The sequence below is a fragment of the Bacteroides sp. AF25-5LB genome, from assembly GCF_003602965.1.
In the GTDB taxonomy this organism is placed as follows: Bacteria; Bacteroidota; Bacteroidia; order Bacteroidales; family Bacteroidaceae; genus Bacteroides; species Bacteroides uniformis.
Genome location: NZ_QTMC01000023.1, coordinates 13449 through 27235 on the forward strand (window position 1 = coordinate 13449; position 13787 = coordinate 27235).

Annotated in this window: 12 protein-coding genes and 1 pseudogene; 7 read left to right on the plus strand and 6 right to left on the minus strand. The window is 45.0% G+C overall.

Annotation, left to right across the window (positions count from 1 at the left end; translation table 11 throughout):
- The first annotated feature begins 47 nt into the window (after window positions 1–47).
- From DWY57_RS18870 to DWY57_RS18880, 3 genes are read left to right on the plus strand one after another with little or no spacing between them, the layout of a single operon-like run.
- The gene (locus tag DWY57_RS18870; protein WP_119962266.1) at window positions 48–1544 is read left to right on the plus strand and encodes a 4Fe-4S binding protein; all 1497 of its coding nucleotides are present in this window, start codon (window positions 48–50) and stop codon (window positions 1542–1544) included.
- 21 nt (window positions 1545–1565) lie between these two features.
- The gene (locus DWY57_RS18875) at window positions 1566–2966 is read left to right on the plus strand and encodes an aldo/keto reductase (protein ID WP_117599627.1); all 1401 of its coding nucleotides are present in this window, start codon (window positions 1566–1568) and stop codon (window positions 2964–2966) included.
- 1 nt (window position 2967) lies between these two features.
- Window positions 2968–3384 (plus strand): DUF1893 domain-containing protein, encoded by a 417-nt coding sequence (locus DWY57_RS18880; protein ID WP_005825513.1) that lies wholly within the window; start codon window positions 2968–2970, stop codon window positions 3382–3384.
- Window positions 3385–3408: 24 nt separating this feature from the next.
- On the opposite strand, the gene DWY57_RS18885 is transcribed toward DWY57_RS18880, so the two are convergent.
- Entirely contained in the window at window positions 3409–5109 is a 1701-nt protein-coding gene (locus DWY57_RS18885; protein ID WP_117599626.1) for a lipid A phosphoethanolamine transferase, read from the minus strand.
- Complete coding sequence (locus DWY57_RS18890; RefSeq protein ID WP_117964606.1) at window positions 5096–6289, minus strand: BamA/TamA family outer membrane protein; 1194 nt, start codon at window positions 6287–6289, stop codon at window positions 5096–5098. The genes DWY57_RS18885 and DWY57_RS18890 overlap by 14 nt, the downstream gene beginning before the upstream one ends.
- 206 nt (window positions 6290–6495) lie before the next feature.
- Here DWY57_RS18890 and DWY57_RS18895 point away from each other — a divergent pair.
- From DWY57_RS18895 to DWY57_RS18905, 3 genes and pseudogenes are all read left to right on the plus strand, one after another.
- A pseudogene (locus DWY57_RS18895) lies at window positions 6496–7472 on the plus strand (FAD-dependent oxidoreductase).
- A 56-nt stretch (window positions 7473–7528) separates the two neighbouring features.
- Window positions 7529–7966, plus strand: a complete 438-nt coding sequence (locus DWY57_RS18900) for a DoxX family protein (RefSeq protein WP_117599739.1) — start codon at window positions 7529–7531, stop codon at window positions 7964–7966.
- 137 nt (window positions 7967–8103) lie between these two features.
- Window positions 8104–8658 carry a DUF3332 domain-containing protein gene (locus DWY57_RS18905; protein ID WP_117599624.1) on the plus strand — a complete coding sequence of 185 codons (555 nt, stop codon included), beginning with the start codon at window positions 8104–8106 and terminating at the stop codon, window positions 8656–8658.
- Between the two features lie 78 nt (window positions 8659–8736).
- On the opposite strand, the gene DWY57_RS18910 is transcribed toward DWY57_RS18905, so the two are convergent.
- Entirely contained in the window at window positions 8737–11046 is a 2310-nt protein-coding gene (locus tag DWY57_RS18910) for a BamA/TamA family outer membrane protein (RefSeq protein ID WP_117964607.1), read from the minus strand.
- 143 nt (window positions 11047–11189) lie between these two features.
- On the opposite strand from DWY57_RS18910, the gene DWY57_RS18915 reads away from it, so the two are divergent.
- On the plus strand, window positions 11190–11951 hold the full coding sequence (locus DWY57_RS18915; RefSeq protein ID WP_117964608.1) for an RNA methyltransferase: 762 nt from the start codon (window positions 11190–11192) through the stop codon (window positions 11949–11951).
- Here DWY57_RS18915 and DWY57_RS18920 read toward each other — a convergent pair.
- From DWY57_RS18920 to DWY57_RS18930, 3 genes are read right to left on the minus strand one after another with little or no spacing between them, the layout of a single operon-like run.
- Window positions 11905–12234, minus strand: coding sequence for a hypothetical protein (locus DWY57_RS18920; RefSeq protein WP_117599621.1), 330 nt, complete (start codon window positions 12232–12234; stop codon window positions 11905–11907). The two genes, DWY57_RS18915 and DWY57_RS18920, sit on opposite strands and share 47 nt — an antisense overlap.
- Complete coding sequence (locus DWY57_RS18925) at window positions 12231–13157, minus strand: DUF4296 domain-containing protein (RefSeq protein ID WP_117964609.1); 927 nt, start codon at window positions 13155–13157, stop codon at window positions 12231–12233. Before DWY57_RS18925 ends, DWY57_RS18920 begins: the two co-directional genes overlap by 4 nt.
- Entirely contained in the window at window positions 13154–13786 is a 633-nt protein-coding gene (locus tag DWY57_RS18930; RefSeq protein ID WP_117964610.1) for a lipoprotein signal peptidase, read from the minus strand. The genes DWY57_RS18925 and DWY57_RS18930 overlap by 4 nt, the downstream gene beginning before the upstream one ends.
- Window position 13787 lies beyond the last annotated feature (1 nt).

Here is a 13787-nt window from a genome sequence, read left to right on the forward strand (position 1 = left end):
TACTCATATCGCTGATATAGTTTAGGAACTCAAAATAAAGGATTATCATGTTACGGAAGATTAGACTGACTTTTGCAATGATTTGCTTTGTACTCATCACCTTGTTGTTCCTTGATTTTACGGGAACGTTGCATGGGTGGTTCGGCTGGTTGGCCAAAATCCAGTTTTTGCCGGCTGTATTGGCGCTAAATGTGGGAGTGATATTGTTTCTTGTAATTCTCACTTTGGTATGCGGGCGTATCTATTGTTCTGTGATTTGCCCCTTAGGGGTATTTCAGGATATACTGGCATGGCTGGGCTGGCAACCTAAAAAACGCAGGAAGCTTCCTTACTCTTATTCTCCGGCCTTATCTTGGCTGCGCTATGGCGTATTGGGTGTGTTTATCATTGCTTTGATTGCCGGAATTGGTTCATTGGCTGCTCTACTTGCACCCTATAGTGCATACGGACGTATTGCCAATAATCTTTTTCAACCTATATGGCAATGGGGCAACAATCTGCTTGCTTATCTGGCTGAACGGGCAGACAGTTATGCCTTTTATGAAACGGATGTATGGTTGAAGAGCCTGCCGACTTTTATTATTGCTGCCGCTACTTTGGCTGTGCTTGTTGTTCTGGCCGGACGCAACGGACGAACCTATTGTAATACGATTTGCCCGGTAGGAACGGTCTTGGGCTTCCTTTCACGTTATTCGCTTTTCCGCATCACAATAGATTCGGAAAAGTGCAACCAATGCAGTCTTTGTTCACGCAACTGCAAGGCAGCCTGCATCAACTTTAAGGAGCATCAGATTGATGCAAGCCGGTGTGTGGTTTGCATGAACTGCATTGAGAAGTGCAAGCATGGAGCCATTTCCTACAAGTATCATCCTTTCGGCAAACCTGCTGCGGGCAAGGCTAATTCGGAACAGATAAACGAAACCCGCCGCAGTTTTTTCACAGCAACGGCTCTGGTTGCAGCCACTTCTGTTTTAAAAGCGCAGGAAAAGAAAGTAGACGGAGGACTGGCAGCCATTGAGGATAAGAAGATTCCCGAGCGAAGCACTCCCCTCACTCCTCCCGGCTCATTGAGTGCCCGCAATATGGCGCAACACTGCACGGCCTGCCAGCTCTGTGTGTCGGCATGTCCCAATCAGGTTCTTCGTCCTTCTGCGGACTTAAGGAAATTGATGCAGCCGGAAATGTCATACGAACGCGGCTATTGCAGACCGGAATGTACAAAATGTTCGGAGGTATGTCCTACAGGAGCTATCCGCCCGATAATCAAAGTTGATAAATCATCCGTTCAGATAGGGCATGCCGTGTGGGTAAAGAAAAATTGCATACCACTGACGGATGGTGTGCAGTGTGGCAACTGTGCACGCCATTGCCCGACGGGAGCCATACAAATGGTGCCGAGTATACCTGAAGACAAGGATTCTCCAAAGATTCCGGTAATCAATGTGGAGCGCTGTATCGGCTGCGGGGCATGCGAGAATCTTTGTCCGGCCCGTCCGTTTAGTGCCATCTATGTGGAAGGGCATGAAAGACATCGGATTATATAACAAAGTAGAATTTCTATAAGTATGGAAGAACATCATAAAAACAATATGAACCGTCGTGATTTCTTGAAGATAGTGGGGATTACAGCCGCCACATCTACTGCTGCCCTCTATGGATGTGGTTCTAAGGAAGGGAGCAGTGAAGGTAGTAAAGCGTTGGGTCCCATTCCGACGGATAAAATGACCTATCGTAGTTTTCCCGGTTTGGGGAGTGACAAAGTTTCTATTTTAGGATATGGTTGTATGCGCTGGCCTACCGTTCCTGCTCCGGATGGAAAAGGGGAAATGATAGACCAGGATGCTGTGAACGAACTGGTGGATTATGCCATTGCCCATGGTGTGAATTATTTCGATACGTCTCCGATGTATGTACAAGGATGGAGTGAGAAGTCTACGGGAATAGCTCTGAAACGCCACCCGCGCGAATCGTTCTATCTTGCCACCAAACTATCCAATTTTCATCCTGATACCTGGACTCGCGAGGGTTCCATTGCCATGTACCGTAAGTCATTCGAGGATATGCAGGTGGACTATATAGACTACTATCTGCTACACATGATTGGTGGCGGTGGCATGGAGCAATTCCGCAAACGCTACATAGACAACGGTATGATTGATTTTCTTGTCAAGGAGCGTGAAGCAGGACGCATCCGCCGTTTGGGATGGTCGTTCCACGGCGATATCGAAGTCTATGACTATGCCTTGCAGATGCATGACCGTGGTGAAGTTCATTGGGATTTTGTACAAATACAGTTGAATTATGTGGACTGGAAACATGCTTCGGGCAGCAACTTCAAGGCAGAGTATCTGTATGACGAGCTGGCCAAGCGTAAGATCCCTGCTGTCATTATGGAGCCTCTGCTGGGTGGGCGGCTCTCCAATGTCCCCGACCATATTGTGGCACGACTGAAGCAGCGCGAACCCGAACGCAGTGTGGCGTCTTGGGCATTCCGTTATGCCGGTTCTCCCCAGGATGTACTGACAGTGCTGAGCGGCATGACTTATATGGAACATTTGCAGGATAACATCCGTACTTACTCTCCATTGGTACCACTCACAGAAGAAGAAACTCAGTATCTGTATGATACGGCAGATTTGATGATGGAGTACCCCACCATACCTTGCAACGACTGCAAGTACTGCATGCCTTGCCCGTATGGAATTGACATTCCTGCCATCTTGATACATTACAATAAATGTGTCAATGAAGGAAATGTGCCGGAAAGCAGCCAGGATGAGAATTATCGGAAAGCACGCCGTGCTTTTCTCGTAGGATATGACCGAAGTGTACCCAAACTGAGACAGGCCGACCATTGTACCGGGTGCAACCAGTGTTCTCCGCATTGCCCGCAAACGATTGATATTCCCAAAGAACTGCATCGTATTGACAAATTTGTAGAACAGTTGAAACAAGAGACTTTATAAAATGGAGAGTATCATTGACATACTGCACAAGGGAGGATACTCTTGTGTTATGAAGAACCGGGAGGAAGTCCGTACTTTCACCCAACGGGGAGTAGCGGATTTGTATGATTTGTACCAGGCAGATTCTGCATTTATGAAGGGGGCTGCCATTGCCGATAAGGTTATAGGGAAAGGTGCCGCTGCTTTGATGGTACTGGGAGGCTTTAAAACGGTCTATGCCGATATAATCAGCACTCCTGCGCTGGCATTGCTGTGCGAAGCAGGAATTGAAACGACTTTTGCCCAAGAGGTTCCCCATATCATTAACCGTGACAAGACCGGCTGGTGCCCGTTGGAGACGGCTTGCATGGAGCTGAATACGGTAGAGGAGATGTATCCGGTGATTCAGAATTTTATATCAAGAATCAGGGCAAAATAGCAACAGCCTGCTCTCTTTCCCTGATTACCTGATGCCTTTCTCTTCCAGCATCTTGAAGTCTTCCTTGAGCATACCGACATCATCCAGTGTGCGGGCTTCATTGTGGTCGTTCAGATAGACTCTGGGTCTTTCGATAAACAGAGCGCTGGTGACAGATAAAGAGTCATTCCGGTATGGGGTCTCCACTCCACCTATTTCCAGCATTGTCTGGAAGAATGAGGCACTGGAAGATACATTCTTCTGCCTATTGGCTTGTGCGGCCTCCAATAACGATGGGTATCTCTGCCGGTAGTTGTCGGACATCCAAATAAAGAATGGCACATGTATCTGATAATAGGAAGGTACCGGTGAGGCATGCAGAAAGAGATGCCGGTTGTCATCGAAAATATCTTCTCCATGGTCTGAAGTGTATATCAAGGCAGAATTGACATGTTGTTTTTGAAGCATATCTATCAGACGAACCAGAAAATTATCCGTGTAGCGGATAGAATTATCATAGGCATTGATCAGGTTGTCTTTGTATTTCACTTCCGCGTCAACGGGCATGTCCGGCAGGAAGAAAGCCTGCTCTGCCGGATAGCGCTCTTTATAATTGAAATGAGAACCGTAAGTGTGGAGAACTATAAATTGCCTGGAAACTCCTTTGCCCAGTTCTTTTGCTACCAGTTTCAACAGTTTGTCATCAGAGGGGTTGTAATTGGAATCCCCCACATCTTCTTTAATGAAATCATACGTGTCGGCTTCTTTGCCGAAGAAATCTATAAATGAGTGGTTATAGCGCTGGTTCGAGAAAAAGGCGGTCTGATAACCGGCTTCCTTGAATGCTGTGATAATCCCTTTTTGATAATAGATGGAATCAAAACTGGAAGCACTGACCGGTGACAGCAACATCGGAACACTCTTGTGGGTGGTGTTTGATTCTGTCAGCACATGGCTGAAAGCTGTCAGTCCGCCAATGCCCGACAGTCCCGGGTTAGTTTCCCGTTCATAGCCGTACAAAGCCCAGTTGCATGCCCGTGAGGTTTCTCCCACCACCATTACATATACTTCCCTTTCATCAGCCTGATGAGTACTTCTAGCATGAAAGGTAAAATCTTTAGAGGTCTTGTGATAATTCCGCGTTTGGGCCGTCCGTTGAAAGGCAAGTGCTATGTTGTAGCATACGTTGGCAGGATACAGTTCGGATTTCAGCTCATACCGGTCATCTGTCAAATAAGCACTGCCTAAGGATAATATTCCGGCAGACAGCACATACAGAGTGCGACGGCGAGCTTGCCGGATGAATGCTTCGGACAGTCTGCGTTTGTGTACAATGGATATGGTTGCCAGAATTAATGCAGGTATATAGAGCACTACCACAATAACGATGGCAGGTATCAGATTGTCCAGCAGTTCCAGCGCCTCGCTTGAATTGGTTGTCACCAGATTCAGAAACATATCCACTGCGATAATGGACTGACCGAAAAGATATAGTAATACAAGCTGGAAGGCTCCGAAGAAGATGAACGGAAATAGCAGCCAGAATGTCCTGCCACAGTTTCTCGACCAAGCCATTACAGCATAATATATAGAAAGGGGTAGCAGGATATTACATATCTTTGCCGTCCATGATATGGGTTCTGTAAAGCATAGCACTACATTGGGCACTATCAGAATGACCAGAAACAGATAGAACAAATGTTCCTGATTGTCGAACCATTTTTTTATGTCTCTAAAAAGCTTCATTGATATTGAATATAAATCCGGTCTGGTGTTTGCCAAAACCTAAATCCAAACGTACGTTTACTCTCTTTTTGAACTCCCAGCGGTAGCCGAAACCATAATTAGGAAGAATATGCCTGGCCTCCAATTCCGAGAAATTCGGGAATATGGTTCCCGCCCCTACCCATACGGCAACTCCATTTCGCTTCCATACATGTTGGCGTAGTTCCAGCTGGGCATCCATTGCACACTTGTCACGGTAGCGTCCCTCATAATAGCCACGCATAGAATAGGAACTTCCCAATGTTGCCATCAGTCCCCAGGGCGGATTTCCGTAGTTCAGCAGAGTATGGAACTGGCCTGCCAACACCCCACCCTTCCACACGGACTGGTAATAGCTGGTCGTCAGTTCCGTATTGCTGAATGCGTATTTATTTCCCAAAAAGGCCGGACTGAAGCGCTGGTCTATCCGTAGGTAATATCCTTTATAGGCATTTGTCAGAAAATCGCGTGAATCATACAACAAGGAAAACCCCAAGCTCACGTTGGTGCTGTGCGCTTTCATTCCTTTCCATAATTCCGGTTTTTCAAAGTCATGCCCATACACGTAATCAAATGCTGTCATTGAACCGATATAAAAGTTACGTGCCATCCGGAACATGAAGTCCACCTTAACCTGCGCTTGAAAGCGATCGTATTCACTCTCATTGTCATCATTGGCTCCATTGTCATATCCTTGTCCCCAATAAAGGCTTGGGAAAGAATAGAAATACAGATTGTAGTTCAACCGGTATTTGTCTTGGGGAAACAGATGGTTTCCACGTACTCCCAGCAAATAGAATCCCACCGTGGAGACATCCCCATACAGAGAGACATTGGACGGAGGGAGAATACTATCGTTCCGGTCGGTACGGTAGAGTCCTGCCGCCACCAGTCCGATTCCAAATTTGGTGTCACTGGAATAATGAGGCCCGCCTATAATGCTGAAATCAAATTTTTTGTTTTTCTTTTCTTTGTTGGCATCGTTGAAGTAATTCAAAATTTTTTCGAAAAAACTGCGTTTCTTGAGAAGCGAGTCTATCGGATACGTAGAAATTGAGTCCACAGAGTTTTTTGCTTCTGCAGGGTGTGTTTGTGCATGAACAGCCGTTTCTGTAATCAGCATCAATATTGGTAATATCCATTTTGTCAATTTAGTGTCCATTTGCTTGTAGAAAACTTCCGTGGCAAAGTTTGTTTTATGTTCTTCATTACAACAATGTTACCCTTCTTTTTGTTTCCTATTTTTCTCTTTTATGTTCATTTCTACATTGCATGTGGGGTTCACTCTTTTTAACCACATCATTTATAGAGCTTTCCTCAGTTATACTGTTATTTTAATATTACAAAGAACAACATGATATTGAATTAATGAAAACAGCAATGAACATTCTCGATAAAGAGGGGCAGAAACGATGGGTAATCGTAGGCGGTGGCTTCGATGGATTAAAGCTAGTACGAAAATTGAATACTTCGGAAGCCTTGTTCAACCGAACCAGATATTGGACAGCTTTGAACAGGCCCAGAGTACCGGTAATAAAGAAGAGCACAGGCGTCTGATGACCTTTGCCATTGTAGGTGGTGGAGCTACGGAAATAAAGTTGTCCGCTACTCTGGCCGAGATGAGAAAGTTTGTCCTTTCTCAAAACTATCCAGGCTTGAATATCAATGAGAAGCGTATCATCTTGTTGGATGGCTCTTCCAGGCTTTTGTCTGCCTTTTCTGAAAAGTCTTCCAAAGAAGTGACTGATTATCTGAAGAAGCATGATGTGGAAATTAAATTGAATCAACGGGTGATGGGATACGAGAATTATCAGTTGGCATTGAATGATGGGACCGCAAGCAATACCAAAAAAAATGTATTCTGGGTGGCCGGTGTCAAAGCAAACAGCCTTCAAGGATTGCCTGCCTATGGACCGGGAAACCGCTTGAAGGTGGACACTTATAACCGTCTTTCTCAATATCCCAATATTTTCGCTATCGGGAATACGGCCCTTATGATTTCTGAGGAGTATCCCAAAGGACACCCGCAAGTGGTGCAACCAGCCATCCAGCAGGCCCGCAACTTGATAAGGAACTTGCAGCGTGCAGAAGCAGGCCTGCCGCTGCAACCGTTTATATATCAAAACAAAGGCTCCATGGAGACCATTGGCCGCAATCATGCCGTAGTCGAGCTTAAGAAGCTGCGTTTTGGAAGTTTTCCGGTATGGGCTGTGTGGCTGTTCATCCATTTGATGAGTATTGTGGGTGTAAAAAATCGTCTTTCCATCTTCGTAGACTGGATGTGGAGTTACTTTACCTATGACCTGTCTTTACGGATTATCATCAAACCCTTGAAGCGGCAGTAAACTTTTATTGAGTAATATTTGTTATAGTTCATATACGAACTTAAAAATGAATGAATATGTTAAAACGACTTTTATTTCCCGTCAAACCGGACGGAACGGCAACATCTGCTATGCTATTAATTGCAAGAATTGTATTCGGTATATTATTAATGAACCACGGTATCCAGAAGTGGACTAACTTTCAAGAGCTGTCGGCTGTTTTCCCAGACCCATTGGGTGTAGGCAGCCCGCTGTCTTTAGGATTGGCTATCTTCGGTGAATTGGCATGCTCCATGGCATTCATTATAGGTTTTCTCTATCGTTTGGCTATGATACCAATGGTGTTTACAATGGCTGTTGCCTTTTTTGTAATTCATGGCAATGACCCGTTTGCCACGAAAGAGCTGGCTTTTGTGTACCTGGTAGTGTTCATATTGATGTATATCATAGGCCCGGGCAAGTTTGCCGTTGACCGTTGGATCGGAAAGGCTCTTTCTCAAAAAGCTCATAGATAGACACTTCTGTTTTACTGAAAACAGATTTTAAGCTCAAATAGGATGTATTTTCGTAAAAAATCCTATATTTGCGGATGCTTAAAATAACTCAATGAGCTATAAAGCTATTAAACACAGTAAAATAAAAAAGAGTGATTATGAAAAAGTTCAATTTGAAGATGGCTGCGACCGTAATGATTTGCGGCTCGTTTCTTTTCAGTTCTTGTATCGGTTCTTTTGGACTGCATAGTAAACTGGTCAGCTGGAATCAAGGTATTGGTACCAAGTTTGTAAACGAACTGGTTTATCTGGCATTCAATATTGTCCCGGTATATGGCGTTTGCTATCTGGCCGATGCATTGGTCATCAACTCCATCGAATTCTGGAGTGGTTCAAACCCTATGGCCAGCATTGGTGATGTAAAGAAAGTGAAAGGTGAAAACGGTGACTACCTGGTAGAGACACTTGAAAACGGCTATTCTATCACCAAAGAAGGTGAGACCGCTTCTATGGAACTCATTTACAACAAAGAGTTGAATACTTGGAATGTTGTTGCCGATGGTGTCAGCACAGAATTGCTGCAAATGAACAATGACGGCACTGCACAAATGACCCTTCCGAACGGTGAGGAAATGACAGTGACACTGGATGCCCAAGGTGTGGCTGCAGCACGTCAAGCGACAATGATTGACAGCTATTACGCCTTTAAGTAATGGGATAATGGATAAATGATAATGGGTAAATGTATATGCTAATTATCCAGTATCATTTATCCATAGTCATTTATATTTTTAGAACGGATATCCCACAGCAAAGTGGAAAGCAAAATCGCGGCTAAATTTAGGATGAATAATGGGATAACGGTCTTTTTTCTTCTCGTAAGCTGGATTGATTGCTTTCATACCTCCGTCGAAACGCAATACAAAGAAATCTAAGTCAAGACGCAGTCCTAAACCATATGCCAAAGCAATCTGCTTATAGAACTTGTCAAATTTAAACTGACCTCCCGGCTGGTCTTTATAATCCCGTATTGTCCAGATATTCCCGGCATCTACAAAGAGAGCCCCTCTGAATTTCCAGAATAACCGTGTGCGGTATTCAATGCTGGCATCCAGCTTGATGTCTCCCGACTGGTTCATGAAGTTATTATCGCCGGGGAAAGAACCGGGCCCCAAATCACGTACAGACCATCCGCGCACACTATTGGCGCCACCGGAAAAGTAGCGTTTTTCAAATGGAAGCATTGTTGCATTGCCGTATGGAATGGCGATACCGACACCAAAATGAAATGCCAATGAATTGCGGTTGTCAATGACCAGGTTCTTGGCAAAGTCAAAATCGCCTTTCAGGTATTGGGCAAAAGGAATGTTTAATAAAGTGTATTCTCCCGATGCATTCTTCTTCATTCCTCCGAGCTTTGCCACAGCATACAACAAATTGCCCGCTGATTCAAAATTGAAGCGGATGGTATAGGAATTTCCGATGCCGGAATTATTCATCAAAGCCTTTCCGGCACTGTTATAAATATAGCTATAGCCGGTGCGGACAATAAAACGGTCTTCATAATTATATTTGAGGATGTAGTTCTCGTCTTTCTCCAGATAATCCTCTTTAAATCTCTGGTCTATGCTGGGCATGTACAGATAATTGATGTCCAGTAAATCAATGCGATGCTGCGAACGCTGTTGTTGTACTCCCCATTTGTAGCTCCATCCGGCAGACGCCACAATACGTGTGAATTCAGGCCGCATCTGGTAGTTATATTGCAAGCCGAATTCTGTAGTAGCCCTTATCCTCCGTTTGAAATCGCTGGATACAAAGGGAAACATGAACTGTGGAAAGTTGATAGTTGCTTCCGCACCTAATTCTATATAGTCTTGATTTAAGGAGCTCTGCAAACCAGACACAGCCTCGTATGCCCCACGTAGCTTGAACATGAATGTTTCGGAACCTTTGAACATGTTGCGGTGCTGAAAAGCCACTGAAGCGGCAGCTCCCAAGTCGCCGGCAGAGTTTGTGCCTTCCACTTCAAAGGATACGGACTGATGCTTGCCTCTGGTCAGCATCACATAGGCGTTGAGCTTTGCACTGTCACTCTGCTGTACTTCGAAAAAACGGATGTTGGTGTATTTCAGGGCTTGCAGGCGTCCGTAGTTGGAGTAGGTGCGCTGCACGTTTTGCTCATTATAGAGAGTTCCCGGAATGATGCGCAGATTGTTGGTCAGCACTTTGGGACGCAGATAAAGCTTGTCTTTGTAGTAGATGGGGAATCCTTTGTAGTGCAATGAATCATTTACCTCGATGCTGTTCAAGGCAGATGCCTGCAACACATTATAGTCTGTAATGAAACTCACTTTATTGATAGTGTACTGTTGGTGATTCTGCGGTGTATCCTCGTTGTGCTGCTTGTATGGAGCCAAATGCAACGTCAAATCTACCAGGTAAGAATTGCGGACAGTATCTGCGGTATAAGAGATGTACTCTTTATTGAACTTATAATATCCGTTCTGAAGCAGTTTGTTCGTGATACGCTGACGTTCTGCATCCAATACATTGACATCAAAATACATGCCTTCGGATAAGAGGGTTACTGCAGAATCCTGCCGCATGTATTCCTTTATTTTACTGTCCCGGATATCATATTTCAAGGTACGCACTTTATAGGGTTTGCCGGTTGTCACCTTATAGACTAACCTCATCTTTTTCTTTTTGACTTGGCGTATCGGTTCCACCAGAGCACCCATATAGCCCATATTCTGCACAGCTTTAGTGATCTCTTCCCTGGTCCGATTGGTTTCCTCCTCACTGTATATGACAGGAGCATCCCCTAATTTCCTCAATGTACGGTTTATCCAGCGTGTAGAGTCCCGTCCGGACCAGTTGTAGACATACAACTGGGTCTTTATCAGACTGAACCACTTCGCATTGGGATTCTGGCGGATATACATGGAGAGATTAGATGGTTTTACTTCCTTATTGTCAGTATGTATACGCACTTCATCCAGCAAATACGAGCCGTCCGGCACATATTTGGTAGAAGAACAGGAAGCCAACAAAAGTACGATAGTAGTAAGTATCGCGTAGCGGAAACCTTTATCCATACCGAGTCATTAATTGCGCATAAACAGCTACAAATATACTTGTATTTTTTTGTTCCCGAAATAAAAAACGCCGGAAGAGTGCAGAGTTTTTGATTATATTGAAATAATCACGTATTTTTGTCAAATGATAACATGTGTATCCTATGGCATTAAGTAAAAACCGCATTAAATATATCCACTCGTTGGAGCAGAAAAAGAACCGGAAGGCTGACAAGGTATTTCTGGCAGAAGGACCTAAACTCGTAGGGGATTTGTTGGGACATTTTCCTTGTCAGTTCTTGCTGGCAACTTCAGAATGGCTTTCCCGGAACCGCCCTATCTCCACTGTAACGGATGTCACGGAAGTATCGGAGGAAGAACTTTCGCGTGCCAGCCTGCTAAAAACTCCCCAACAAGTGCTGGCTGTGTTCCGGCAGCCGGATGAGGAGACGGATGTTTCCGTCATCAGCCGCTCCCTCTGTCTGGCTTTGGATGATGTGCAAGACCCCGGTAACCTGGGAACGATTGTCCGCCTTGCCGATTGGTTTGGGATAGAGCATATATTCTGTTCGCCCAATACGGTGGATATCTATAATCCCAAAACAGTGCAGGCCACGATGGGAGGTATCGCACGCGTCAGACTGCATTATACTCCCCTACCCGAGCTCATTCGCTCACTGAAGGATATTCCCGTTTACGGCACTTTCCTGGACGGAGAGAATATGTACGGACAATCACTCTCGAAAAATGGGCTGATTGTGATGGGAAATGAAGGAAATGGCATCGGAAAAGAAGTGGAGGCACTCATCAACCGCAAACTATACATACCGAATTATCCCGCCGGCCGTGAGACCTCGGAGTCGTTGAACGTGGCTATTGCTACAGCAGTAGTTTGCGCTGAGTTCCGGCGCCAGGCAGCATTGTAGTAAAATCAAAAGGGAAAAACAACCAGGGAATCAAACAAGACAATTCTTCCTCGATAACCGGAGGGATTGCCGTCAGTATATTGCAGCACGTATCAAAATGAGGATAGTCTGTTTCCGCCTCCGTAAGCAAAGCTATGACGCCCGGTAGCCATTCCGTATTCTCCACCTCTTCTGTCAATGGGAAGATACGTGATACACACTGTCCTTCACCTATCTCCACCACATATTGTTTCAGATAGCCATGTCTGGGAAGAAACAGAAAATGGGAAGCGTAGCGTTTCATGCTTTCGGACGGGGACGTATGGTTCTAGGAGTTGTGGCATTTTCCTGCTCCTGAATTTTCAGAGGCTTCAATTTCTCTGGTTTCCCGATACTGTCCTTGCGAAGGGAGTCTGTGGCCTGCTGAAGGCTGTCCTTTGGGGCAATGACCAGACTGTCTGTGGCGTGATAGCGCATCAGTGAGATACGGTCTGCCAGCAAAGGCTGTGGAGTCTCCTGCTGCGGGTAATAGATGAACCCGCGTATTTCCTTGATTTCTCCTAAGGTATCGGCAAACAAGGTGAGCGTTTCCACACCTGTGCCTTGTACTTTCCGAATGGCACTGATGACACTGTCATTCTTCTCATAAAGAACCTGCATCGCCATCAACGGAGCATGTATGCTGTCCGGTGCACCGTTGTGAAAACGGAAGCGTGCGCTCCAGCGCAACGTGTCACGGTCGTGGAAATTGGTGTCTGAAGGCAACGTAAACGTTATCTTGTTGTCCAGGGGCATGCCCGTCAACTGATAGATATGCTGCCATATCCACACGTCGATACTGTCTCCGGGAAGTGATTCTTTCGGCTTGTTGTCACGCAGGGCAATCAAGTGGTTGATACCGTCTCTTTCGGCTTTTAAGCGTACATTCACTTTCTCGTAGATTTTGGTAAGTACCTCCGGATTACGGGCAAACCAGACCATAGAAGAGTCGAAATCGGCCTGAGTGATGCCATATTTCTTGAAAACCGATTCAATGTAAAGAACCCGCTTATAGCTTTCGTTATACGGTACTTCTTCACCCATAGCTTTGGCTATGTGATAATCGTAAAGCACGTTTTCCATCTTGGCATCCGGAAGGACGGTCTCAGGTCTTTTCACCTTACAAGCCGTCAGACTGAATGCCAGAAGGACTACACTACACCATTGAATTCGATTTATTCCTTTCATGATTTCTTTATGGCTGCGTGATAGGCATCATTGAAATCCTTATTATAGAACAACAGCAATGCAATCATACCACAGCTGATTGCTGCATCTGCAAAATTGAATATCGGGCTGAAAAAAATAAAGTGTTCACCACCGACGAACGGCATCCATGTGGGCCAGTTTGTATCTATGATAGGAAAATAGAACATATCTACCACTTTGCCGTGAAACCAGGAAGCATATCCTCCCCCTTCAGGCAGGAAAGAAGCTATCTGCGAATGAGTGCTTTCATTAAACAGTACACCGTAAAAGACGCTGTCAATAATGTTACCCAAAGCTCCCGTCAGGACTAAAGACACACAGACGATGAATCCCGTCTTCATTCCCAGCTTCACGAATTTATGCAGAAACCAACCTATCACCGTTACCGCAACAATACGGAACAAGGTGAGAAACAGTTTGGCGAATATTTCCATACCGAAAGCCATGCCACTATTCTCAGTAAAGTAGATGTAGAACCAATCTGTGATTCGGATGCTCTCGTGCCAGTACATGTGAGTCTTAATCCAAATCTTGATAATCTGGTCTATAATTAATACCGAGAATATAATGAGTAAGGCTATCCGTCCTTTCGTAAAGAATTTACCCATT